Annotated in this window: 19 protein-coding genes; 5 read left to right on the top strand and 14 right to left on the bottom strand. The window is 61.3% G+C overall.

All coding sequences use genetic code 11. The features are described 5' to 3' along the window. Nucleotides 1–57: 57 nt before the first annotated feature. Nucleotides 58–924 (top strand): GHMP family kinase ATP-binding protein, encoded by an 867-nt coding sequence (locus HMPREF3096_RS11180; RefSeq protein WP_032691454.1) that lies wholly within the window; start codon nucleotides 58–60, stop codon nucleotides 922–924. 3 nt (nucleotides 925–927) lie between these two features. Here the strand turns inward: HMPREF3096_RS11180 and cobD are convergent, their stop codons facing one another. Beyond that, nucleotides 928–2,004: a threonine-phosphate decarboxylase CobD gene (gene cobD / locus HMPREF3096_RS11175; protein WP_032731198.1), complete on the bottom strand. Its 1,077-nt coding sequence runs from the start codon at nucleotides 2,002–2,004 to the stop codon at nucleotides 928–930. Nucleotides 2,005–2,021: 17 nt separating this feature from the next. Then, nucleotides 2,022–3,275, bottom strand: coding sequence for an N-acetylmuramoyl-L-alanine amidase AmiC (gene amiC, locus HMPREF3096_RS11170; protein WP_008806319.1), 1,254 nt, complete (start codon nucleotides 3,273–3,275; stop codon nucleotides 2,022–2,024). A 227-nt stretch (nucleotides 3,276–3,502) separates the two neighbouring features. Here amiC and argA point away from each other — a divergent pair, with 227 nt between their 5' ends. Next, nucleotides 3,503–4,834: an amino-acid N-acetyltransferase gene (gene argA, locus HMPREF3096_RS11165; RefSeq protein ID WP_004149616.1), complete on the top strand. Its 1,332-nt coding sequence runs from the start codon at nucleotides 3,503–3,505 to the stop codon at nucleotides 4,832–4,834. Between the two features lie 231 nt (nucleotides 4,835–5,065). Beyond that, complete coding sequence (locus tag HMPREF3096_RS11160) at nucleotides 5,066–5,386, top strand: hypothetical protein (RefSeq protein ID WP_032731199.1); 321 nt, start codon at nucleotides 5,066–5,068, stop codon at nucleotides 5,384–5,386. A gap of 58 nt (nucleotides 5,387–5,444) precedes the next feature. On the opposite strand, the gene recD is transcribed toward HMPREF3096_RS11160, so the two are convergent. The 12 genes from recD to rppH form a co-directional block, all read right to left on the bottom strand. Continuing rightward, on the bottom strand, nucleotides 5,445–7,289 hold the full coding sequence (gene recD / locus HMPREF3096_RS11155; RefSeq protein WP_032731200.1) for an exodeoxyribonuclease V subunit alpha: 1,845 nt from the start codon (nucleotides 7,287–7,289) through the stop codon (nucleotides 5,445–5,447). Further along, entirely contained in the window at nucleotides 7,286–10,822 is a 3,537-nt protein-coding gene (gene recB, locus HMPREF3096_RS11150; RefSeq protein WP_032731201.1) for an exodeoxyribonuclease V subunit beta, read from the bottom strand. The genes recD and recB overlap by 4 nt, the downstream gene beginning before the upstream one ends. Continuing rightward, nucleotides 10,819–13,704 (bottom strand): pitrilysin, encoded by a 2,886-nt coding sequence (ptrA, locus tag HMPREF3096_RS11145; RefSeq protein WP_008806323.1) that lies wholly within the window; start codon nucleotides 13,702–13,704, stop codon nucleotides 10,819–10,821. Before ptrA ends, recB begins: the two co-directional genes overlap by 4 nt. 120 nt (nucleotides 13,705–13,824) lie before the next feature. Beyond that, entirely contained in the window at nucleotides 13,825–17,202 is a 3,378-nt protein-coding gene (recC, locus tag HMPREF3096_RS11140) for an exodeoxyribonuclease V subunit gamma (protein WP_032731202.1), read from the bottom strand. 12 nt (nucleotides 17,203–17,214) lie between these two features. Continuing rightward, nucleotides 17,215–17,538 carry a prepilin-type N-terminal cleavage/methylation domain-containing protein gene (locus HMPREF3096_RS11135; RefSeq protein ID WP_008806325.1) on the bottom strand — a complete coding sequence of 108 codons (324 nt, stop codon included), beginning with the start codon at nucleotides 17,536–17,538 and terminating at the stop codon, nucleotides 17,215–17,217. Further along, on the bottom strand, nucleotides 17,523–17,930 hold the full coding sequence (locus HMPREF3096_RS11130) for a DUF2509 family protein (protein ID WP_032691242.1): 408 nt from the start codon (nucleotides 17,928–17,930) through the stop codon (nucleotides 17,523–17,525). The genes HMPREF3096_RS11135 and HMPREF3096_RS11130 overlap by 16 nt, the downstream gene beginning before the upstream one ends. After that, nucleotides 17,927–18,484 (bottom strand): prepilin peptidase-dependent protein, encoded by a 558-nt coding sequence (locus HMPREF3096_RS11125; protein ID WP_023298179.1) that lies wholly within the window; start codon nucleotides 18,482–18,484, stop codon nucleotides 17,927–17,929. The genes HMPREF3096_RS11130 and HMPREF3096_RS11125 overlap by 4 nt, the downstream gene beginning before the upstream one ends. Further along, nucleotides 18,481–19,032, bottom strand: a complete 552-nt coding sequence (locus HMPREF3096_RS11120; RefSeq protein ID WP_016161770.1) for a prepilin peptidase-dependent protein — start codon at nucleotides 19,030–19,032, stop codon at nucleotides 18,481–18,483. The genes HMPREF3096_RS11125 and HMPREF3096_RS11120 overlap by 4 nt, the downstream gene beginning before the upstream one ends. 188 nt (nucleotides 19,033–19,220) lie before the next feature. Continuing rightward, on the bottom strand, nucleotides 19,221–20,015 hold the full coding sequence (gene thyA / locus HMPREF3096_RS11115; protein ID WP_032731204.1) for a thymidylate synthase: 795 nt from the start codon (nucleotides 20,013–20,015) through the stop codon (nucleotides 19,221–19,223). A gap of 6 nt (nucleotides 20,016–20,021) precedes the next feature. Further along, entirely contained in the window at nucleotides 20,022–20,897 is an 876-nt protein-coding gene (gene lgt, locus HMPREF3096_RS11110) for a prolipoprotein diacylglyceryl transferase (RefSeq protein WP_002915934.1), read from the bottom strand. A gap of 245 nt (nucleotides 20,898–21,142) precedes the next feature. Further along, nucleotides 21,143–23,389, bottom strand: a complete 2,247-nt coding sequence (gene ptsP / locus HMPREF3096_RS11105; protein WP_008806330.1) for a phosphoenolpyruvate--protein phosphotransferase — start codon at nucleotides 23,387–23,389, stop codon at nucleotides 21,143–21,145. Nucleotides 23,390–23,401: 12 nt separating this feature from the next. Continuing rightward, entirely contained in the window at nucleotides 23,402–23,932 is a 531-nt protein-coding gene (rppH, locus tag HMPREF3096_RS11100; RefSeq protein WP_004205443.1) for an RNA pyrophosphohydrolase, read from the bottom strand. Nucleotides 23,933–24,385: 453 nt separating this feature from the next. On the opposite strand from rppH, the gene HMPREF3096_RS31775 reads away from it, so the two are divergent. Then, on the top strand, nucleotides 24,386–24,529 hold the full coding sequence (locus HMPREF3096_RS31775; protein WP_012540652.1) for a hypothetical protein: 144 nt from the start codon (nucleotides 24,386–24,388) through the stop codon (nucleotides 24,527–24,529). Nucleotides 24,530–24,614: 85 nt separating this feature from the next. Then, entirely contained in the window at nucleotides 24,615–25,310 is a 696-nt protein-coding gene (gene mutH / locus HMPREF3096_RS11095) for a DNA mismatch repair endonuclease MutH (protein ID WP_008806331.1), read from the top strand. The last annotated feature ends 19 nt before the right edge of the window (nucleotides 25,311–25,329 follow it).

Genomic DNA, 25,329 nt, shown 5'->3' with positions numbered 1-25,329 from the left:
CCGGCGGGTCGCCATGCCACTATGCGCCCTGGCGAAGGTAAGCGGAAAGGTGAAAACGTGGCTGTTGCACAATGTCCCGCCTCGTGCGGAGAACTTATCCAGGGCTGGATCCTCGGCAGCGAGAAACTGGTCTCCTGCCCGGTGGACTGGTACAGCACCGTCGAGGTCGAGACCGGGGTGCCGCGAAAAGATGAGCGGCCGCTGTCACGGGCGATGGTCGACCAGCTGCTGGCCCACTGGGGCTACCCCCCAGCGCTGAGCCAGCAGATCCGCATCACCCTGCACTCAACGATCCCGGTGGCCAAAGGGATGGCCAGCAGCACCGCCGATATCGCTGCCACCGCCGTCGCCACCGCCCATCATCTGGGCCATCTACTGGATGAGCCGACGCTGGCGCGCCTGTGCGTCGCGCTGGAGCCTACCGACAGCACCCTGTTTCGCCAGCTGACGCTGTTCGACCATAATACCGCCGCCACGCAAATCGCCTGTCCCCCTCCGCCAGCGCTCGACCTGTTAGTACTGGAGAGCCCGCTGACGCTGCGCACCACCGACTACCACCAGCTGCCGCGCGAGGCGGGTCTGTTGGCTAACGCCTCCCGGCTGCAGCTGGCGTGGGAGAAAGTACAGCAGGCCTGCCATTGCGGCAGCCCACAGCTGCTGGGCGAAGCGGCGACCATCAGCGCCATCGCCAGCCAGCAGCTGTTGCCCAAACCGGGGTTTGACGCGCTACTGCAACTGGTGGAAAGCGCAGGATTGTATGGCCTTAATGTAGCGCACAGCGGCAGCGTCGTCGGCCTGCTGCTGGACCGCCGTCGTCATGACGTCGAATTTCTGCAATGGCGGCTGGCAGAGAGCGACATCGCCGCCCACTGGCCGCAGCAGCATCTGCTGGCGATGGTGCCCGGGGGCGTCACCCTGCAGTAGGCCTCAGGCCAGCGCCCGGCGCAGCGCCGCCAGCAGCTGGTCGTTTTCGCTGGCGCTACGGATCGCCACCCGGAAATAACGGCTATCCAACCCCGGGTAGTTGGCGCAGCTGCGGATCAGCACATGCTGGCGCAACAGGGCGTATTGCAGGTCAAGCCCTTGCCTGTCGCAGCGCAAGAACAGGTAGTTAGCACGCCCGGGCCACACGGTCAGCCCGGTAATCTCTTTCAGTCGTGAACAGAAACGCACCCCCTCCTCCTGCAGCCACTGCCAGGTGGCTCGCTGATACGCCCGGTCCTGGAGGATGATCTCTCCGGCCAGGGCGGCATAGGCATTGATGGACCACGGCATTTGTCGCTCGCGCAGCCGGGCCACTGCCTGGGCGTCAGCGTTGAGCAGGTAGCCGAGACGCAGCCCCGGAATAGCATAAAATTTGGTGAGCGAGCGCAGAACCCAGACGTGCGGGTGCTGCGCCAGCAGGGGAATAAATCCCGGCTGGTCGGGGATAAAGTCGAGGAAGGCCTCGTCAAGGATCAGGCTGATGTTCAGCGCCCGACAGCGCTGCGCAATGGCTTCCAGCAGGCCCCGCTCCGGCAGCAGGCCGGTGGGGTTATTCGGGGTGCAAAGAAACAGGCAGTCCAGCGCCGGAGTCAGGGCATCGAGGATGGCGTCAGTCAGCTGCCAGCCATCGCACTCCCGGAGGGCATACTCCACCACCTCGCAGTCCACCGTCTGCAGCGCCCGCCGGTACTCCGCGAAACCAGGAATGACGATCATCGCCCGCCGCGGCTTAAGGCCGTGGACGAGGGTGAAGATCGATTCAGTTTCGCCGTTGCCGGCAAGGATATGCGCCGCCGGCAGCTGATGGTGGGCAGCCAGCGCCTGATGCAGCTGTTGATATTCAACGTCAGGGTAGCGCTCGGCGCAGCCTGGGTTGTCGACGATCGCCTGCCTGAGCGAAGCTGGCATCCCCAGCGGATTGATGTTGGCGCTAAAATCCAGCAGCTCGCCGGGCGCAATACCCAGCAGGGCGGCGGCCTCGCGGATGTTACCGCCATGGGCGCTTTTCAGTAAGGCCATATCCCTTTCCTGTGTGGTTATCCGCGACGGGCCAGCGTCGCGCCGTCGGCGAAGTAGGCTTTAATCCCGGCGAGGATCGACTCGGCTACCTCCTGCTGGAATTTGGCCGTTTTCAGCTTCCGCTCTTCTTCCACGTTACTGATAAACGCCGTCTCCACCAGAATGGAGGGGATATCCGGCGCCTTCAGCACCGCAAAGCCCGCCTGCTCTACCCGATTCTTGTGCAGGTTATTGATATTGCCCATTTTCTCCAGCACCGCCTTGCCAAATTTGAGGCTGTCGGCGATGGTCAGGGACTGCACCATATCGAACATGGTGTGGTCGACATAGCGGTCGCCGCTCTTGCTGACCCCACCGATCAGATCCGAGGCATTCTGCGTCTGGGCGAGATATTTTGCCGCGGTACTGGTGGCCCCCCTGGTAGAGAGGGCAAACACTGAGGAACCGCTGGGCTGGCGGCTGGTAAAGGCGTCGGCGTGAATCGACACGAACAGGTCGGCGCGCTGCTTCTGCGCCTTGGCGACACGCACCTTCAACGGGATAAACACGTCTTCGTTGCGGGTCATATAGGCCTTCATATTGCCTTCTTTGTCGATCAGCGCCCGGAGGCGGCGGGCAATCTGCAGCACCACATCTTTCTCGCGGGTGCGATACTTCCCCACGGCGCCGGAGTCTTCGCCGCCGTGTCCGGGATCGAGCATAATGACAATCGGCCGGTCACGCCCGGCTTTGCCCGGCTGCGGTCCGCTTTGCGCCGGCGGCACCTGACGCTCCAGATCGCCTTTGTTGTAATCCTCGAGCAGCGCCAGCAGCGGATCCTGAACATCGGTGGCGTTGGCGGGGTAGAGATCCATCACCAGACGCTCTTTAAAGCCGGCCACCGGCGCGAGGGCAAACAGCTGCGGCTTAACGTTCTGCTTGAGCTCAAAAACCATGCGCACGGTTTGCGGATCAAACTGGCCCACGCGGGCGGACTGAATAAAGGGGTCGTCATCGCGGATCTGCCCCCCCATGCCCTTCAGCACAGAGTTCAGGTTAACCCCTTCCAGATCCACCACCACCCGCTCCGGGTTACTGAGGGCAAACTGCCGGTATTTCAGCACATGATTCGATTCTACCGTGACGCGCGTGTAGGTCGATGCTGGCCAGACGCGAACAGCGACCACCCGCGCATCGGCAGCCAGCCCCACAGGGCTCACGCTCATTAACCACATGGCGCCCGCGCCCTGCAGCAGACGGCGACGGCTTAATCCAGAGTTGTTTCCCGACATGCCACTCCCAAGCAATAAAAACGCATTTGTACCCAAAACAAACAGATTGACCAGAAACTTTAACGAAAGGCATATAACCTGTCATCTATAAAAGGGTAAACATTCATTGACACCCTGCGCCGGGTCACATGTTTTTCGTGGCTTAGCCTAAAATTGGCACTTGCGTTTAACAGCAAAACAGAATAAAAATACAATAATTACGAATAATCATGCATTGAGGGTTTGTCATGGTGAAGGAACGTCGCACTGAACTGGTAGAAGGATTCCGCCATTCTGTTCCCTATATTAATGCCCATCGGGGAAAAACGTTTGTCATCATGCTGGGCGGCGAAGCCATTGAGCATGAAAATTTCTCAAATATTGTCAATGACATAGGATTATTGCATAGCCTGGGCATTCGCCTGGTCGTGGTCTATGGCGCCCGCCCGCAGATTGACGCTAACCTCGCCGAGCACCACCACGAGCCGGTCTATCACAAGCAGACGCGAGTGACTGACGCTAAAACGCTTGAGCTGGTTAAGCAGGCGGCGGGGATGCTGCAGCTGGAGATCACCGCCCGCCTGTCGATGAGCCTCAACAACACCCCGCTGCAGGGGGCCCATATCAACGTTGTCAGCGGCAACTTTATCATCGCCCAGCCGCTGGGCGTCGATGACGGCGTCGATTATTGCCACAGCGGACGCATTCGCCGCATTGACGAAGAGGCGATTCATCGTCAGCTCGACAGCGGCGCCATTGTCCTGATGGGGCCGGTCGCGGTGTCGGTCACCGGCGAGAGCTTTAACCTGACTTCGGAAGAGATCGCCACCCAGCTGGCCATCAAGCTGAAGGCGGAGAAAATGATCGGCTTCTGTTCGTCGCAAGGGGTTTACAACCAGGCCGGGGAAATCGTCTCCGAACTGTTCCCTAATGAGGCGCAGGCCCGCGTCGAAGAGCTGGAAGCGGACGAAGATTATAACTCCGGCACCGTGCGCTTCCTGCGCGGGGCCGTGAAGGCCTGCCGCAGCGGCGTGCGGCGCTGCCACCTGATCAGCTATCAGGAAAATGGCGCGCTGCTGCAGGAGCTGTTCTCACGCGACGGCATCGGCACCCAGATCGTCATGGAGAGCGCGGAGCAGATCCGCCGGGCGACCATCAACGATATCGGCGGTATTCTTGAGCTGATAAGCCCGCTTGAGCAGCAGGGTATCCTGGTGCGCCGCTCCCGCGAGCAGCTGGAGATGGAGATCGACAAATTCACCATTATTCAGCGCGATAACACCACTATCGCCTGCGCTGCCCTCTATCCTTTCCCGGAAGAGAAGATCGGCGAAATGGCCTGCGTAGCGGTGCATCCGGATTACCGGAGCTCGTCGCGGGGAGAGGTGCTGCTGGAGCGTATTGCCGCCCAGGCCAGACAGATGGGGCTGAGCAAGCTGTTCGTGCTAACCACCCGCAGCATCCACTGGTTCCAGGAGCGCGGCTTCACGCCGGTGGATATCGACCTGCTGCCAGAGAGTAAAAAGCAGATGTATAACTATCAGCGCCGGTCGAAGGTGCTGATGGCCGACCTCGCTTAAGCCCTTCTTCACCCTTTCTAACGGCCCGGGATAACGCGACGCTTATTGCTTTATTCTGGGCCGGTCTCCCGCCACGCTTCGTGCCAGCGCTCGTCTGCGGTACGCGGGCTAAATTCCTGGTTTCCGCGCAGACCATTTCTTTCTCGCTGGCTCACCGATATGCTACTGGCTGTCGACAGGACGTCGACTGGCGCAACGGCCACCACCCGCCCTGCAAGGATCGCTGAAATAATGGAAACCAAACCGAACTGGCTGGTCAGACATATCAACCTCATTACCGCCACGGTCGCCCTCTATCCGTGGTTGCTGATGATACTGCTCCTCTGGGATAACCAGCGCCATCATCAGCATGGTTATGCCGCACTCGACGCCGCCATCGCGATATTATTCCTGCTGGCCCTGACATCCGGCCTTAATGTTCTCATCTCCTCGCTGGTGATTTTTTGTGCCCGCTGTTCCACCCCACCGCTGGCCAGCGGCGCGGCAGTCCGCTTTTGCGCCATGAACTCGATATCGGTGCTCTGGCTCATCCCCCTGGTCTTCAGCTACTGATTTTTCTGCCATTCCGGGCAACGGGCTGCAGCATTTTCCATCGCCCGGATGCGGCGTCTCAGGGGGCTTCGCGCCCGGCGAAAATCTCCGCCAGGCCGCTACGCCGCTCGGTTCGCGTCACAATGGCCTGGGAGAGCACCTGCTCGTCGGCATAGAGCGACAATCGCTGTTTCGCGCGGGTGATCGCCGTGTAGACCAGTTCGCGGGTCACCAGCGGGACGCTGCGCGCTGGCAGGATCAGCGCCGCATGTTCGAACTCGGAGCCCTGCGATTTATGCACGGTCATCGCCCAGGCGGTATCATGCTCCGGCAGGCGACTCGGTTGCACCGACTTGATGGTGCCGTCGGGCATCAGGAACCACACCCGCAGCTCGCCGTTGCGCTCCAGCGCTATGCCGATATCGCCGTTAAACAGCCCCAGCGCGCTGTCGTTGTGCGATATCATGATCGGTCGGCCGTCATACCAGCGGGAGTGGCGCGGCAGGGCGATCGCCCGCTGGCGGTTGAGCCGCTGCTCCAGCCGCTCATTGACGCCGCTCACGCCGTACGGCCCTTCACGCAGCGCGCACAGCAGCTGGAATTCGCTGAAAGCGGCCAGCATGGCCTGCGGTTCGGCCCGCTCGCGGCGCAGCTGCAGGTAGCGTTCATAGCCCTGCTGGGCCGCGCCGAGCATGGCCTCGTACTCTTCAGTCGTGCTGAGGGGATGAAGCGCGATATCGTCAAACGGCTGGCGCAGCGTGGCCTTCACCTCCGCGCGCGCGCCAGCATTCACCGCCCGCGCCAGGCTCCCGATGCCGGAGTGACTGCCGAAGCGATAGCTCTTTTGCAGCAGGCACAAGCTGTCTCTCAGCGCGCCAGCGATAGCCCCCTCGCCCGCCGGCACCGGCGAACCGGTCAGCCGGGTCAGCTCCTGCGCCCGCGCGGCAGTGTAGCCCGAGCTCGCCCAGGCGCAGATATCCCCCAGCACCGCCCCCGCTTCCACGGAGGCCAGCTGGTCGCGATCGCCGAGGAAAATCACCCGCCCGTGGGCCGGCAGCGCGTCGATAAGCCGCGACATCATCGGCAGGTCAATCATCGAGGCTTCATCCACGACCAGCACATCCAGATGCAGCGGGTTGCCGGCGTGATAGCGCATGCGCTGGCTGCCGGGCTGGGCGCCCAGCAGACGATGCAGCGTGCTGGCCTCGGTGGGAATTAACGCTTTCTGCGCATCGGTCAGCGGCAGCTTTCTCAGCGCCGCGCCCAGCGATTCGGTCAGGCGCGCCGCCGCTTTCCCCGTCGGTGCCGCCAGGCGAATACGACAGCGTGGACTGTCGTCAATCTGGATCAGCGCCGCCAGAAGCTTCGCCACGGTGGTGGTTTTCCCGGTCCCGGGACCACCGGAGATCACCGAGATACGGCGGGTCAGCGCCACCGCCGCGGCCACTTTTTGCCAGTCGGTTTCGCCAGTGGCGGGAAACAGCGCATTTAGCGTTGACGCCAGCCGCGCCTCATCCATCTCCAGCACCCGGTTGGCTTCGTTAAAGAAGCGGGCGACGGTCAGCTCGTTGCGCCACATCCGGTTCAGATAGAGCCGGTCGCCGCACAAAATCATCGGCGCCGGAGCATCGCCGCAGCTCACCGCCGACGAAGCGAGCAGCAGCGCGGGCCAGTCCTCCGGCGCGCCGGCTTCGGCCAGCAGCCGATCGCGGATCTCCCCCGCTTTTCCGCTCAGCGCCTCGTCGCCGCTCAACCGCGACAGCGGCAGGCAAACGTGCCCCTCGCCAGCATCCCGGCTCAGCAAGGCCGCCGCCAGCATGACCGCCGGCGGGTCGTTTTGCGCCACCATCAGGGCAAACTGGACGTCCAGCGGCCGCAGCAGACGCTGCTCCACCGCCGCCAGCAGTAATTGTTCGAAAGTCATGAGGCCTCCTCCTGAGTTTCTCCGGCAAAAAGCTGATCCAGACCGTCAATCAGCGGTCTCACCGGCCGGGTGGTGAAGATCCCCTGCCCCCCCTCCTGCCCGTCCATGCCGCGCAGGAAAAGATAAATCACGCCGCCGAAGTGGCGGTCATAGTCATAATCGGCCAGCCGGTGGCGCAGATAGCGGTGCAGCGCCAGGCTGTACAACTGATACTGCAGATCGTAGCGGTGGGCACGCATCGCCTGCTCCATTGCCGGCCGGGTGTAGGCCTCGCGGTCTTCCCCCAGCCAGTTGGATTTGTAATCCAGCAGGTAATAACGGCCTTCGTGGCGGAAGACCAGATCGATAAAGCCCTTCAGCATGCCACGCACCTGGCGGAAATCCAGCGGTGGCGTGTCGGCGGAGAGGGGATCGTACTGGCGGATAAGCGCGTCAAGGCGCTCCGCCGTCAGCAGCTGAGCGATAGGCAGATAAAACGCCATCTCCACCTGTTTATCCCGCGCCGCAAGCTGATTGAGCGCAATATCCGCTCCCGGCAGGCGAGTCTTCAGCACGCCCCCCAGCCAGTCGGTCAGCACCGGCGCCCACTGCGCGTCAAACCCGCTCAGCTGCAGCTTCTCCGCCATCCACCCGTCCGGCACCGGCTGGGTGAAGTCCAGCTCCTCAAACAGGCTGTGCAGGAAGGTCCCCGGCGCGGCGCCGCGCGGAAACTGGTGCGGAGTCAGCTGCGGCTCTTCCACGACTTCGCCGACGCCGGCGGCATCGACATCCAGACGCGGCAGCAGATCCTGCCCGCCGCTGAAACCATGCTGTTGCAGTCCGGAGTAGCTGGTCACCCGCCAGTCGTCGGCGATGCGGCGCTGCAGCTCGCGCGCCGACAGCGGGGGGATGGTCGCCGCGGGCGCCTGCCACGGGGTCAGATCCAGCTCGCCCGGTCTCTGTAATGCAATATCGCCATGACAGAAGTCCGCCAGCCGCGCGGCCAGCCCGGCGGCGTCCATGGCTTCGCCCGCCTGCAACAGCCGCCCCAGCGCGCTGAGGTGGAAATCGCTGTTGCCGGATTTCCGGCTGCTGAGCGGCGCCACGCCGAGGCTGCAGTGCCAGACCGCACGGGTCAGGGCGACGTATAGCAGGCGCAGATCTTCCGCCAGCCGTTCCGCCTCCGCCAGCTCGAGACTGGCCTCATCCTGGCCCAGATCCAGTACCGCCGCGAACGTCTCGCGATCGTGGTAGAACGCCTGGTCCTGTTTACGAAACCGGGCGATAAACGGCAGCCAGACCAGGGGGTACTCCAGCCCTTTTGACTTGTGAATGGTGACAATTTGCACGAGGTGCTTATCGCTTTCGAGACGCATCTGCTGGCTGGCGGCGTTGCTGTCCGGCTCGGCGATATGCTGCGCCAGCCAGCGCACCAGGGCATGCTCGCTTTCCAGCTGGCTGGCCGCCTCCTGCAGCAGTTCGCTGATATGCAGAATGTCGGTTAAGCGCCGCTCGCCGCCGCGGGTCGCCAGCAGATTCTCGGCGATATGCCGGGCCGTCATCAACGCCCGCAGCATCGGCATCACTCCGCGCTGACGCCAGATCTGGCGGTATTCGCTGAACTCTTCCACCAGCGCGTCCCACGCCTGCTCATCCTGGTTCAGGTTTTCAATATCCAGCGCGGTCAGGCCAAACATCGAGGTCGCCAGCGCGCTGCGCAGGGTATTTTCCCGCTCCGGGGCCAGCACCGCCTGCAGCAGCCAGAGCAGCTCCTGGGCCTCCAGCGTCTCAAAAACGCTGTCGCGGTTAGAGAGGTAGACCGAGGGGATGCCCAGCGTCTGCAGCGCTTCACGCACCTGCGCCGCCTCCAGCCGGTTGCGCACCAGCACGGTGATATCCGAGGCCTGCACCGGGCGCGAGGTTTCCCCGCGCCACAGCAGCGCGCGCCCCTGCTGCCCGGCGCTCAGCCAGTCGCGGATCTGCGTGGCGCAGAGCTGCGCCATAAACGTTTGATAATCGCCAGACCCGACGGTGTCGCCGGGCATCAGCCAGACGTTCATCGCCGGTACGTCCGCCGCGTCAACGGTAAAGCGCAGCCCCTGATTCTTTGCCGCCGCCTTCACCGGCAGAAACGGGATCTCGCGGAACATGAAGGGGTTATCGCTGAGGCTGAACAGCCGATTGACGCTGCCCACCATGCCCGGCGAGGAGCGCCAGTTGGTATCGAGGGTGTAGTGCGCGGCAACGTCGCCGCGCGCTTTCATATAGGTAAAGATATCGGCGCCGCGAAAGGCGTAGATGGCCTGCTTCGGATCGCCGATCAGCAGCAGCGCCGTCTCCGGCTGCTGGCGCCAGATGCGGCGAAAAATCCGGTACTGCTGGGGGTCGGTGTCCTGAAATTCGTCGATCATCGCCACCGGAAAACGCTGGCGAATGGCGCTGGCCAGCGCCTCGCCGCTGTCGCCGCGCAGCGCCTCGTCAAGCCGGCTGAGCATATCGTCAAACCCCAGCTCGCCGCGGCGGCACTTTTCGCGGGCGACCGCATCGCGGATCTCGACCATCGCTCTCGCCAGCACCAGATCGGTGAGCGTCAGCGAGGAGGCCAGCAGCGACTCCACGGCGCTAAACAGGGGATGCACCGGTGGTTCGCCACCGGCTTTGGTGCGCTCGAGCAGAAACGACTGGGCAAATTTCTCCAGCGCGTCGGGCAGCTGGTAGCTTAACGTCTCTTCCTGCGCCCAGGCGTTCACTTTCTCAAGCCATTTGCCCTGGTTGCCACGATTGTATTTCCGCCGGTCGAGCCCGGAATTTTCCAGCACGCCTTCGATCTCGCCCACCTGCTCGCGCCACTGCTGCTTGAGCGAGTCAATGCGGGCGATGATCTGCTGATGGCGTTCGGCCAGCGTCTCGTCGGGGGCCGGCGGCGACTTAAGCTGCGGCGCTTCGCCCTGCAGCCAGCGGTCAAGAGACTTCAGCAGATCGCGCGGCCCTTTCCAGACGTCGTGGATCACCGCCGCGATATCACGGGTCAGCGGATAGCAGTGGCGGCGCCAGAAGTCAGCGCAGGCCTGATAGCGCAGGCGGGATTCATCCTCGATCAGCTGCTGCTCGAACAGCATGCCCGACTCGAAGGCGTTAAGGCTCAGCATCCGTTGGCAAAAGCCGTGGATGGTGAATACCGCCGCCTCGTCCATCTGCCGTTCAGCCAGCAGCAGCGTCTTCGCGGCGTCGTCTTTATCATCGATCTCCGCCAGCAGCGCGCTGTAGAGCGGATTGTCGGATTCGCCGCGCAGGCAGGCGATGCGCAGTTCGTGGATGTTGCTGCGGATACGCCCGCGCAGCTCTTCGGTCGCCGCCTCGGTAAAGGTCACCACCAGCAGCTCTTCGACGCTGATAGCGCGGGAATAGGCGGACTCGCCGCCCAGCCCCAGCAGCAGCCGCAGATACAGCGCGGCGATGGTAAAGGTTTTTCCGGTGCCCGCAGAGGCTTCTATCAGGCGCTCGCCCCTCAGGGGCAAGCGCAGGGGATCCAAAGACTCAGCGGTGTCGGTCATTCATTCTCTCGCATCAGGGGTAAGGATTGCTGCAATGCGCTGACGTTTTCCCACACTTTGCCGCCTTTCGGCTGGGCATAGTCCGCTTTGCCATTCTGGCTACCGGAAATCTGGGACAATATCGTCATGCCCTGCGGATCCACCACCGTCTGATGGAAGAAGTCGGCAAGTTTTTGCGGCGTCAGCAGTTTAATCTGAGCCACTACTTTATCACGTGAATCAAAACGCATATTACCGCGATCGAAATCTTTGCTCAGTTTCGAGGCTTCATCGCCCAGCGTCTGCGGCGCCTGCAGCATCTGGCTTATCACCGCCTGCTGGAGCTGAGCAAACTCTTCCGGCTTCATCGCCCGCAGCTTCGCCTCCGCGGTGGGGAAGAAGGCCTGGAACCGCTGCCAGAGGAAGGCCGGCTGCTTATCGCTACTCTGCAGCAGGAAGCCCATGCCCCACTGGCGCCCCACGTTCATCGGGAAGGCAAAGACCGCGTAGCCGAGCTGCTCTTCGGTACGCAGCTGGTTGTAGAACCACGGCTGAATAATCTGCCCCAGCAGGGTGCTGGCGGCGGTGCTGCTGAACTCATCCACGTTGGGCGGCGCGAACACCGCGGCCAGCGCGGAGTCGGTGCTGTTGCCCGCTTTGTTGAAGATCGCCAGCTGCTGCCGGTTCACCACCACGTCTTTATTGCGGCACCATTCGTTGCCGTCAGCGCCCAGCTGCTGCTGGATCTGGCGGGCCAGCGTCGTGGCGGCATCGGCGGTCATATTGCCGATCACCATCAGTTCAGGACGCCCCTTGGTTTTCAGGTTGGCGCGGTAGTCGAGCACCTCTTTAAGAGTGATGGAGGGCAGCAGCGCCCGGCGCACTTCGCGCTGGAAGTACGGCACCTGGGAGACCATCTGGATCGGCATTATCGCCTGATCGTAGGCTTTGCCTTTCTCGGCGGAGTCCATCATCTGCGCATACCAGGATTTGGCCTGCTCCAGCTGCTCCTCGGTCGGCGTATAGCTGAAGTATCCCTGCAACAGATCGCTGAACAGTGCCGGAAGGTGCTGGGTATAGCCGTTGGCATTAACCATTAATCCGTTATTAGCGCCGGTGGAGAACGAAATGCCGCCGACCGCCGCCTGGTTACTGAGCTGATCGAGGGCGATGCCGGCGAGATAATCGTTGAGGGCAAACATCACCTGCCGGCGAGCGCTGTCCATCGCCTGGGGATTACGCAGCACCAGGGAGATATCCGCCTTCGGCTCGCTGGCAAAATACTGGCTCGGGGCATACACCACCCGCAGCGTCGGTTCATCAAGGATCAGCTGCGGATGCGGCCAGGCTTTATCGCTTTTGATGAGGGTGAAATCATCCGGAATATAGGGGTTGAGCACCGGCAGCTGCAGCTGGATGGCCTGCGATTTTTGCTGCCAGTCAGCGAACGTTTGCTCGCTAATCTTATCCACCTGATACGGCGCATCGACAAAATAGGCCGTCTTGTTATGCGGCTCCTGGGGGCTGATATACCAGATACGGGCGTTCTGTGGGGTCATCATCGCCAGCCGGTCTTTGATCGCCTGCGGGTCGTACTGGTCGGCAATATTCACCACGTCCAGCGCATGCTCGACCGGCACCCGGATCATGGTATCCGCCAGCCATTCCACGTAGTCCATGTCGCGGTTGATCGACGGATAGCGGAAATCCAGCGCCAGCACATGCGCCAGTTCATCGAAGTACCGTTTGTCGATGCCCTGAGTACGCAGGAGGTCGAGATAGCTGAAAATGGCCGCCGTCACTTCGTCGCGGTGCGCCAGGCCTTTATCGGTGAGGGTGGCAGAGATCGCCAGTACGCCGCTGTTGCCGTTTACCACCGGATCGGAATCGGCGCGGATACCTTCCGCCAGCCCCTGCTTTTGCAGCCAGTCGGAGAGCGTGCCCGGGCTGCGGTTGCCGATGAGATAGGTGACCAGCTCATCGGTTTTGCTGCGGAAGCGATCGCTGTTGTTGTCGATGCGAAACTCGACGCGCAGCACTTTGCGCGGCATCGCCGGCACATAGTGAATAATGATGCCTTTTTGCGCATCCGTTACCACCGGGACGGTAATTTCCGGCCTGCTGATCTGACGATTCGGCACGCGGCCAAAGGTGTCAGCAGCCATCCGCGCCAGCGCCGGCAACGGCTTGTTGCTGTAGATCACCGCTTTCATCAGGTTGGCGGAGTACCAGCTATCGCGGAAGGTATGCAGCGCATCAAGTACCGGGCTGCCGGGCTTATCGCTGAGCGTCTCGAGGTTACCACCGGAGAAGTGGGCCGCCGGGTGGGCCGGGTTGATGGTCTCCGCGCTGACCTGGGCCATGCGCATCCCGTCTCGCGTCCGGGCCATCGTCAGCTCGGCGTTGACCGCGTTACGTTCGCGGTCGGCATATTTTTTATCCAGCAGCGGCGCGGCGATGGCGTCGGCCAGGCGGTCTACGGCCCCGTCCAGCGCATCATTTTCCACTTCGAGATAAAACGCGGTGCGGTAAGGCGCGGTGCTGGCGTTATGGCTGCCGCCGTGCAGTTTAAGAAACTCTGCAAGGCTGTCAGGCTGGGGATATTTTTGCGACCCCATCAGCGTCATATGTTCCAGAAAATGCGCCAGCCCCTGATGATCGGCCGGATCCTGCAGGGATCCCACCGGCACCACCAGCGCCGACAGCGATTTCACCGCCTGCGGATCGGAAACCAGCAGCACGACCATGTCGTTATCAAGGCGGATCGCCTGATACTGACGCGTATCTTTTTCGCTTTTGCGGATCGTCTCCTGAATCGGCTGCCATCCGGTGTCGGCCTGACTAAACGGCGCCCAGAGGGCGGCCAGCACAACAAAAACCTTGAACCATAAACTGCGGGGCATTCACGAACCTCATCATTAACAAACTTGCGCTGCACAGCGTGCAGCCTTTTATGTCCATCAGTCCGTGATACGTTGCGCATAATAAATGAACCGCCATTCACTGCGCAATTTTTATACTATTTAAATTTGTGTGGACTGATGGTAACGATATAGCGGTAACAGATAACGCTGCGTCTGAGCAATAATTTCTTCGTAATGCGCCGGCTCCAGCGAACGCCACAGGCGTTGATACCAGATATCGGCGCCCTCCCCGCTGACCACCATATTACCTTCGTAGGTCTGCAGGAATTTGCTCCGCGCTTTCTGCTGCGTCTCTTCGTCCATTAAGATGACATCCTTTTCGGCGTCGTAACAGGCTTTCAGCCAGGCGCCACCGCTTTCCGGCAGCAGCAGCAGCGGCTGCGACATCCCCAGCAAATAGCCATCCACCAGCGCATTAAGGTACGCCTGCGCCTCGGCGGGCGCCAGCGCCGGGAAGCGCCACTCTCCCTCTTTCCGCACAAACAGCCGGCTCTCGCCGGTGCCGCCGCTGGCACAGTAGACAAGGTGTTCCAGCCAAAGTTGCATCCCCTGGGAGACGCTCAGCAGCGAAGGCCGCCAGCGCAGCAGACCGTCCGGCTGCACCTGCTGCAGCCAGCCGGTCAGGTTCACGCCGCCGCACTGCAGATCGATCTCCATACTCTGCGCCTGCTGGCGCTCGGCCATCACCCGCTCGGCCAGAGCCTGCATCTCCAGGCGCTGCGTCTCCCAGACCAGCTCGCCAAAGGCGCCATACGGCAGCTCGCCGGCGGCGCGGAAGCGGCGGAACATGGCTGAGTCGTCCTGCTCCTCGATAAGCGTATTGAGCAGTTGCTGATTCAGTTGATAACGGCTCAGCCCTTCAAGAGTGAAGGGCTCGTCGTCTGGAATATCGTCCTCTTCGGCGCGGAAATTGACCCGCAAACGCTGCTGAAAGAACGCGCGAACCGGGTGCTGCCAGAAGCGTAAGAGCTGCTCGAACGGCAGGCTGTCAATCGGCGGCGCGGTGAGCGGCTGTATAAAATCGCTATGCGCCTCTCCCTGCTGGCCGGCGGCGGCCAGCCATTCACGAGCGTAGCTCTTGTTCTCGTCTTCCTGGAAATTAGCGACGTCGAACGGCATGCGCGTATGCAGATGGGTGATATAGGCTTTGACCCGGGCTTCGCTGGCGTCGCAGTCAAGCTCTTCGTCGCCAGCAAGACAGTGGCTCTGGCCAATGTAATCCACCAGCTCCTGCACCAGCACCGAAGGAAAGCGCTCGCTGTTGTCCTGGATCGAACGTCCGATATAGCTGATATACAGCGTCTGTTCGGCGGACATCAGCGCTTCGAGGAACAGATAGCGGTCATCATCGCGCCGGCTGCGGTCGCCGCGCTGCGGCTTCTGGCTCATTAAATCAAAGCCCAGCGGCGGTAGCGTTCGCGGATAGACTCCGTCATTCATCCCCAGCAGGCACACCACCTTAAAGGGGATCGAACGCATCGGCATCAGGGTACAGATGTTGACCGGGCCAGCAAGAAAGCGCTGGCTGATCCGCTGCTGATCGAGACGCTGGGCCAGCTCATCGCGCAGTAGCGTCAGCGGCACCTGGTCGCCATACTGTGCTTCCAGACCGCTATCAATAACCGCCAGCCATTGTTGCTCAATCAGTGCCAGCGCCGCTTCGGTCTCGCTGTCCGGCAGGAAAAAGTCATTCAGCAGATCGCGACAGACCGGCAGCCACTCCGCCAGCGGCCGCTGCTGGGCAAGGCCGCGTCGCCACAGATTAAGCTGCATCAGCAGCGACGCGAGGTTGCCCACCAGTTCGGCGATCAAACCGCTGGATTCGTCATACGGCAGCACCGACTGCCACTCTCCCTCGCGGCTGTCCATCGCGTAGCCCAACAGCATGCGGGTGAGGCCGAACCGCCAGGTATGCTGCCCGGTCGCCGGCAGGTCCAGCTCGCGGACGTTGTCGTCATCCATTCCCCAGCGGACGCCGGACTCGTTCACCCACTGGCGCAGGTAGCGCAGCCCTTCTTCAGTGATATTAAAGCGCGCCGCCAGCACCGGCACGTCCAGCAGCGCCAGCACATCTTCGCTGGCGAAGCGGCTGTCCGGCAGCGAGAGCAGCGTGATAAACGCCTGCAGCACCGGGTGCGACTCGCGGGCGCGACGGTCGGAGATCGCCCACGGCAACCAGCGATCGCCGCTGGCCGCGCCAAACACCGCCTGAATATAGGGACTGTAGCTGTCGATATCCGCCACCATGACGATGATATCCCGCGGCGTGAGCGTCGGATCCGCCTCCAGCATCACCAGTAGCCGATCGTGCAGAACCTCCACTTCGCGCTGCGGACTGTGGCAGACGTGAATGCTCAGGCTGCGGTCATCCAGCGCCAGCGGACGTTTGTCGCGACTGTGAGCGAACGCCTCTGCGCTCTGCCCGGCCACCGCCGCGTTGCGCAGTTCGAGGATATCCGATTGCAGGTTATGCAACAGGTTATCGGGGGCAATATCGACAAAGGCGTCCAGCTCCTCATAGCGCTCCAGCCCCGCCAACAGGTAGATATAGTCGCGCCCCAGTTTGCCCCAGGAGGCGAGCAACGGGTTGCCGACATCCTGTTCCCCAGCGTCATTAAACAACCCCGGCGCCTGCTCGGTGTCGCGAAACAGGGGTAGCGCGCGCACCTCGCGGTGATGGCGCCGCTGGCGCGACAGCAGCTTCGCCAGGAACGCCGGATCCTTAATGTCTCCCCAGTAGTAGCGGCAGGGGTTGGTAAACAAGACATAGACATCGACATGCTTACCCAACGCCTGCAGCGCCTGAAGATAGACCGGCGGCAGCGCGGAAATCCCGCAGATGAAGACGCGCGACGGCAGCCCGGCGGGCGGTTCGTCCGCTTTTTCCAGGGTACTGATAAAGCGCTGGTAGAGATTGGCGCGGTGCCACTGCGGTTGCCCCAGCTCGGCGGTATAGCTCACCAGCGCCTGCCACAGCGGCGCCTGCCACTGCTGGGCATCGCCGAGACCTTCCACCCGCTGGCCGGCCTCCCAGCGCATCAGCCACTCCGGGCGATAGACGAGGTACTGGTCATAGAGGTCCGCCACCCGGGCGGCGAGTTGAAACAGTTTGCGCTTGTCGCCGTCATCGCTCAGATACTGGCGCAGCAAGATAAAATCGTCTTCCTCCAGGTGCTGCGGCAGGAGGGTCATCAGCTTCCAGCTCATGCTCTGCTTGCTGAAGGCGCTTTCGCCAGGAATATCTTTCAGGACGCGCACGAACATGTCCCAGATAAAGCTCGCCGGCAGCGGGAACTCGATATTGGCGGCAATTCCGAAGCGCGAGGCCAGGGTCATCTGCAGCCACTGCGCCATACCGGTACTCTGCACCAGCACCATTTCGGCCTGAAAAGGGTCATCCAGCCGCTGGCGCTCGACGATAAATTCCATCAACGCCTCGAGAACATCCAGCCGGTTTGAGTGGTATACCCTTAACATAATTGCTCCTGACTACTGACTGACCGGGCAATGCAGCCGGGTCATCTGCACCCGCTTGGCAACGGGCATACTGATCGTTACCGTGATGCTGACACATCTTTGCGTCGATGTCTGCATACGGCTTACCTGCCCGCGTGCCGGCGAGGGCGGCGCGGAGAGCTGGCTATAGCGCCACGCGTCGCGCCACAGCTGACGGGTCTGGTTCAACTGGACAATTCCTTGCGCCATTCCGCGCTGATAGCCGCCCAGCGCGGTGACCGTCAGCACCATCAGCGCCATCGCCAGCACGGTCTCCGGCAGGCTAAACCCCCGCTGATGCTTCAGGGCATTTGACATAAGCTCGCCTCCCTGAGCGGGCAAAAATCGCTCCAGCCGTGGGCGGAAAAACGCACCTGCCCGCCGCGCACCTCGCCGGACTGCCAGACCTGCACCTCGCCGCTGGCGCTGCTGAGCAACAGTGAACCGTCGCCGAAGATACGCAAGCAGGCGCGCCAGCCCTGCGGCGTCTGCTCCCGGCAGGCCAGCGGCAGCTGCGCCGACCAGGCCTGTTGTTTTCCCCACTGCAGCGCCGAATGGGCTATCGCCGTATCGCGGATCGCCTGCGTTTCGCTGGCGGTTTGCGCCAGCAGCGCCCGCTGCTGCAGGTTAAGCCCCTCGAGTAACAGGCTGCCGAGGGTCAGCAACAGGAGCACCATCAGCAGCGACGACATTCCACGCTGACGGCTCACAGGTTATACCCCGTCACCCGCTGCTCAACCTCGCTCGTCAGGCCCCTCTGTTGCGCGGAGCGCGCCGCCAGCGTCACGCTCAGCTCCGGCGCGAAGCCCGAGGTGACCTGACGTTGTACCGAGAAGCGCGTCACCACGATGGCGGCCGGGTTGGTGATTTTCTCCCATCCGCCCCCGCGGCAGTCGCTGGCCCCGCGCAAGGTCTCCAGCGCGCCGTCGCGCAGGCGAAAGCCGGTGCTCTCCGCCGCTGCCGCGGGGGAGGTTTCCCATCTCCCGTTGCTGTTCGCATCCCAGCGCACAATCAGACACTCGCCATCAGCGGCTAGCTCCAGCCCGGCTCCGCCGCACGCTCCCCGGCAGTACCCGGCGCGCTGGAGATGTTTTCCCACGGCATGCACGCGCTGCCACAGCTCGTTCTCCAGGGCCAGCTGTTCGCCCTGGCGCAGAATATGACGCTGCAGGGCAGGCAGAAAACGGCAGGCCCCCATCAGCAGCAGCGAGCCGATGGCCATGGCGATAAGCGCCTCCGCCAGGGAAAATCCTCGACTGTTCACTGACACCCTCCTGCGCTGTCGCTGCGGCATAAACGAATCCGCCCCCAGTGTGAGATCACAATGCTCCAGCTGCCGGCCGCGCTCTGCAGCCGCAGATTCCCCGCCCAGGCGGTGCTGCGCAGACCATAAAACCCCAGACCAGGCGTAACGCCAGCCAGCGTGATCCCCGGCCAGCGCGGGCGCAGCGTGAAGGATGTCCCCGAGGCGCATTCCGGCCCCTCCCCCTCCGCGCTCAGGCACCAGCCCACTTCGTCCTGGCCGACGCGAAGCACTCGGTCCCGGTTGTACGCGTTGGCGTCATCGCGCAGAAAGAGCAGAAAATCCCGCACCTGGACGGCGGTTTGCCACAGTTGTTGCTGCTGCTGCCAGCGCTGCCAGCCGTACAGGCCGCCGACGCTGAGGATCATCATCAGTGTCAGCGTTACCAGGGTTTCCATCAGGGTGTAGCCATGTTCTCTGTTCATGGCGTCGAGTATGCCGCGGCGGTTGACCCTGGCGCGACGACGGAAAATAGCTTTCCCGGCCAGATACGCAAAAAAGGTTTGCATACTCGACAGAGGAACATTTTTTTGCGAGCGTCTACCCAACTTCGCCCACCGCAACCGCCGGGGGGGCAGTGGGCAGGCTGAAGCGACCTTATCCCTGTGGCTATGGAGATAGCCTCCATTCTGATGGTGCAAAAGGCATAAAAAAACCGGAGCCATCGGGCGCCGGTTGATCATCTCTGCAGGGGGGGTTAAATCGCCACCGGCGCTTTAATGCCCGGGTGCGGATCGTAACCTTCAATCTCGAAGTCTTCAAAACGGTAGTCGAAAATCGACGCCGGTTTGCGTTTGATGACCAGCTTCGGCAGCGGACGCGGTTCGCGGCTCAACTGCAGGTTGGTCTGCTCAAGATGGTTGCTGTACAGATGGGTGTCGCCGCCGGTCCAGACGAAATCACCGACCTGCAGATCGCACTGCTGCGCCACCATATGCACCAGCAGCGCGTAGCTGGCGATATTGAACGGCAGGCCGAGGAATACGTCGCAGGAGCGCTGATACAGCTGGCAGGAGAGCTTGCCGTCAGCGACGTAGAACTGGAAGAAGGCGTGGCACGGCGCCAGCGCCATTTTATCCAGCTCGCCGACGTTCCACGCCGAGACGATGATCCGGCGGGAGTCCGGGTCGTTTTTCAGTTGGTTCATCACCGTGGTGATCTGGTCGATATGACGACCGTCCGGCGCAGGCCAGGAACGCCACTGTTTGCCGTAGACCGGCCCCAGGTCGCCATTTTCATCTGCCCACTCGTCCCAGATGGTGACGTTGTTGTCGTGCAGATAGGCGATGTTGGTGTCGCCCTGCATGAACCACAGCAGTTCATGGATGATGGAGCGTAAATGACAGCGCTTGGTGGTCACCAGCGGGAAGCCTTCCTGCAGGTTAAAACGCATCTGATGGCCGAAAATAGAGATCGTGCCAGTGCCGGTGCGGTCATTTTTTGGCGTGCCCTCGGTGAGCACTTTCTGCATCAAATCAAGATACTGTTTCATGGTTCCTCAAGAATTCTGTTGCTGCGGACGATGGCGGTAAGCCCAAACCATCATGATGATACCCGCAAGCACCATCGGGATCGAAAGAATCTGCCCCATGCTGATGTACTGCACCCAGCCGCCGGTGAACTGGGCGTCGGGCTGGCGGAAGAATTCCACGATGATGCGGAACAGGCCGTAGCCAATCAGGAACAGACCGGAAACGGAGCCGGTCGGGCGCGGTTTACGGATAAACAGGTTCAGGATCAGGAACAGCACCACGCCTTCCAGCGCCAGCTCGTACAGCTGCGACGCGTGACGCGGCAGCGCGCCGTAGGTATCGAACAGCGATTGCCATTCCGGATGCGTCGGCAGCAGCGCCAGGTCTTCGGCACGGGAGCCCGGGAAAATCATCGTGTAGTGGAAGCTCGGGTCCACGCGGCCCCACAGCTCACCGTTGATGAAGTTACCCAGACGCCCGGCGCCAAGGCCAAACGGGATCAGCGGCGCGATAAAATCGGAGACCTGGAAGAAGGTGCGTTTGGTGCGTCTGGCGAAGATAATCATCACCAGGATCACGCCGATCAGGCCGCCGTGGAACGACATGCCGCCGTCCCAGACGCGGAACAGATACAGCGGATCGGCAAGAAATACCGGCAGGTTGTAAAACAGCACGTAGCCGATACGGCCGCCCAGGAAGACGCCGAGGAAGCCCGCGTAGAGCAGGTTTTCCACTTCATTTTTCGTCCAGCCGCTGCCCGGACGATTCGCCCGACGGGTGGCCAGCCACATCGCAAAGACAAAGCCCACCAGGTACATCAAACCGTACCAGTGGAGGGAGACCGGGCCTAGAGAAAAAATGACCGGATCGAACTCCGGAAAATGCAGGTAGCCACTATTCATCTGTCACCATAAAGACTTGTTATTCCGCCGAAAGTGGACAGCGGTGATGATCTATGCCCGATAAAAACGGGCACGCCGAAGGAGGCGAATCATAGCATAAGCCTGGAGTGCGATCCGCGCCGAACGTGTAAAAGATATGTATACGGATGCTAACAGAATGCCGTTTTCCCGGCGGTACCCTATTTTGCCGGATGGTGCGAGCAGAGGATCCCCGGGTTACGGCTTACGCCTCACCCGGGCTACCGCTACCGCCCGCCGCGGATCAGGCCGCCGAGACCGCGACGCTCCATAAAGGCCGCCACCTGATGGCGCACCTCAGCGGTCATCTGGGCATCAAGGCTGCGACGCGACAGCTCCTGCGCCTCTTCGATATCAATGCGGCGCAGCAGATATTTCACCCTCGCCACCGAGCGGCCGTTCATCGACAGATGGCGATAACCGAGGCCGATAAGGATCGTCACGCACATCGGGTCGCCCGCCATCTCGCCGCACAGTCGCAGATCGATGCCAAAGCGCTCCGCGTCATGGGCGATCATCGCCAGCGCCCGCAATACCGCCGGATGCAGGCTGTCATACATGCTGGCGACCCGGGTATTGTTGCGGTCGACGGCCAGCAGGTACTGGGTCAGGTCGTTCGTCCCTACCGAGATAAAATCGATCCGACTGGCCAGCTGCGGCAGCATAAAGACCATCGACGGGACCTCCAGCATCACCCCCAGGCGCGGACGTGGGATGGCGTAGCCGATCATCTCTTCTACTTCCCGGCTGGCGCGGTCGATCAGCCGACGGGCCTCATCCACCTCCTCCAGACTGGTCACCATAGGCAGCAAAATGCTGAGGTTGCCGGTGGCGGCGTTGGCGCGCAGCATCGCTCGCACCTGGATCAAAAAGATCTCCGGCTGATCGAGGGTGATGCGGATCCCGCGCCAGCCGAGGCACGGGTTCTCTTCGCTGATCGGCATATACGGCAGCTGTTTATCCGCGCCGATGTCCAGGGTACGCAGGGTCACCGGTTTGCTGTTAAACATCTGCAGCATGCCCTGATACTGGGCGACCTGCTCCTCTTCAGAGGGGAAGCCGCTCTGCAGCATAAAGGGAATTTCGGTACGGTAGAGGCCAATGCCGTCAACAAAGCTGCCGAGCTTCTCTTCGTGCTCCGGGCTTAAGCCGGCGTTGAGCATGACTTTCACCCGCTCGCCGCTTTTCAGCTCCGACGCGCGCTGGAGATCGTCCTCCGCCAGGCGGCTGAGCTCGTTCTCTTCGCTAATAAGGCGCTGATATTCCTGCAACAGAACAGGTTCGGGATCCACCAGCAGCTCACCGCGATAGCCATCGACAATCAGCGTATGGCCATGCAGCAGAGAGGGCTGGATATCGGCGCCCATCACCGTCGGGATCCCGAGGGCGCGTACCATAATGGCGGCATGGGAGTTGGCGGCGCCATCGCGCACCACCACACCGACCAGACGATCCTGCGGCACTTCGGCAAGGGTGGTGGCCGACAGCTCGTCCGCCACGAGGATAATGCGCGCCGGCCAGGTGTTGGGCCCCTGAATGCTGTCGTCGAGATGGAACAGCAGACGCTGACCCAGGGTACGCAGATCGCCGGCCCGCTCTTTCAGATAACCGTCGCTGAGCGCGGCAAACTGTTCGGCGAACTTCTCAATGATCTTTTTGACCGCCCACTCGGCCACCGCGCCTTTGTCGACTTCGGCAAACAGCTCGCGACGCAGGCGGGCGTCGGAGAGGAGGTGCGAGTAGAGATCGAAGATCGCCGCCGTCTCTTTTTGCGCGCCGGCAGCATAGCGTTTGCTGTAGCGACGAAATTCGTTAGCCGCCTCTTCCAGCGCGCCGGTCAGGCGTTCGCGTTCCGAGGCGGTGTCCAGCGTCGAGGCTTCATACACCTGCTCCATCAGCGGCAGGCTGACGTCCATCCAGCCCTCGGCGATCGCCACCCCGGAAGAGGCCGGGAGGGCGCGAATGCGCGTCTGACGATACTGGCCGAACAGAGCGTTCAGCTGGGACTGGGAGAGGATCGCCGCCATCTGGGTGGCGAGGGTGACGAGGAAAGACTCTTCGCTTTCATCAAACTGACGCAGCTCGCGCTGCTGGACCACCAGCACGCCCAACAGCTGGCGGCGCTGAATGATCGGCACGCCAAGGAAGGCGCGGAAGCGGTCCTCTTTGACGGCAGGGATATATTTGAAGCTGGGGTGTTTTTGCGCATCGGCGAGGTTGATGGGCTCCGCCAGGCGGCCAACCAGACCCACCAGGCCTTCATCGAACGCCAGCGCAACGGTGCGCCCGCGAGGTTTTTTTAACCCGCGGGTGGCCATCAGGTAATAGCAGCGTCGGTCATTGTCAGCCAGGTAAACCGAGCAGACTTCCGTCTCCATCGCCTGGCAGACATCCGTCACCAGAATATCCAGCGCCTCGTTTAAACGCGGCGCACTCGCGACCTTCTCGACTATTTCTCGCAACCGAGTGAGCATAATGTGCGTGGCTTAACCTCTTTTACGTCGATAAGCAGGCGCGCTTTGCGGCTTAGGTGCACTCTCCGCCAGCGACATGGTCACGCTGGCGAACTCTTTCATCACCCGGCGGTAGACGTCGCGCTTGAACGACACCACCTGGCGAACCGGGTACCAGTAACTCACCCAGCGCCAACCATCAAATTCTGGTGTACTGCTGGTTTGCATATTGATGTCCGCATCGTTGCCGATCAACTGCAAAAGAAACCACTTTTGTTTCTGGCCGATACAAACCGGCTTTGTGTCCCAACGCACCAAACGTTTAGGCAACTTGTAACGCAGCCAGTTACGGGTTGAGGCAAGGATCCGCACATCTTTACGGCTTAACCCGACCTCTTCAAACAATTCCCGATACATCGCCTGCTCTGCGGATTCTCCTGGATTTATGCCCCCTTGCGGGAACTGCCACGAGTGCTGACCATAGCGCCGGGCCCACATGACCTGGCCCTGACGATTACAGATTACAATACCGACATTTGGGCGGTAGCCATCGTCATCAATCACCGGACTACCTCAAGATAAGCTTCAATGTGAATGATTGTTTCACACTCGCCGGAAACGGTAAACCACTCTGTTCGCACACTGAGAACGGATAACATTTGAATAACTCACAGTAATGGCCAGAGTTATAAACAACGAATGCGGCTTAGGCCCTATTTTATTCACTTTTTCTGTGGATAGAGTTGTGAAGAAGTACGGAATTACCCCGGGAAAACCCGGAGTAATCTGAACATCGCACCGCTAACACCTTAAAATAATGATAGCATATTCATCAAGTTAGAATATATTCCTTTCATTTATTACAACGTAACGTGACGATCATCACATATGCGATCCGCTGACTGATGAAAGATCGAGCAATGTCGATTTTATCCACAGATTACGCGCAGACCGCGGGCAGGTTTTCTCTAAAATTTCGATTTTCGTCGCACGTCAAGGCTGTAAATCGAACCAGTAGTGAGGCTTTTCCCCAGTTATCCCAATTTTCTGTGGATAACATGGTGTAAGATCCTGTTTATTGTCAGTGACCAGTTCTGGAAAACCTGTTTTCACGGTTTTCACCCGCGGCGCAATAAGTTTAAAAACTCATATAAATCATGAAATTGGTATAGTTACTCAGAAAACGGTAAACTCTATCCACAACGCGCAAAAATAGCGCTCATTTTTTAGCCAAAGGTAGCGCCCTATGCCCACTATCGCCCCTCTCTCCTCGCCGCCGCAAAGTCAGGAACAGTTGCTGGCCCAGGCCCGTCAGCTGGCTGGCTATTCGCTGGGCGAGCTGGCGGCGCTGGCCGGGATCCCCATTCCGCGCGATCTGAAACGCGATAAAGGCTGGACGGGCATTCTGCTGGAGCTATGGCTGGGCGCCAGCGCAGGCAGTAAACCCGAGCAGGATTTCGCCGCGCTGGGGGTCGAGCTCAAAACGATCCCCATTGACAGCCGGGGGCGTCCGCTGGAGACCACCTTCGTCTGTGTCGCCCCGTTAACCGGCAATAGCGGCGTCACCTGGGAGAGCAGCCATGTGCGGCATAAGCTGCAGCGCGTCCTGTGGATCCCGGTGGAGGGTGAGCGCACCATTCCGCTGGCGGCACGGCGCGTCGGCGCACCACTGCTCTGGAGTCCGGACGAAGACGAGGAGCGCCAGCTGCGCATGGACTGGGAGGAGCTGATGGATCTCATTGTTTTGGGCGAAGTTGAGCGCATTACCGCCCGCCATGGCGAGGTGCTGCAGTTAAGACCGAAAGCCGCCAACAGCAAGGCGCTGACCGAGGCCATCGGCGCGCACGGGGAGACGATCCTGACGCTGCCGCGCGGCTTTTACCTGAAAAAGAATTTTACCGCCGCCCTGCTCGCCCGCCATTTCTTGTTACAACACGATTAATTTTTTGTTCTGCGTTAGG

The organism is Klebsiella sp. HMSC25G12 (assembly GCF_001807705.1).
GTDB lineage: Bacteria > Pseudomonadota > Gammaproteobacteria > Enterobacterales > Enterobacteriaceae > Klebsiella > Klebsiella variicola.
Note: the sequence above shows the minus strand (reverse complement) of the source record. Positions and strands in the feature narration are given on the sequence as shown.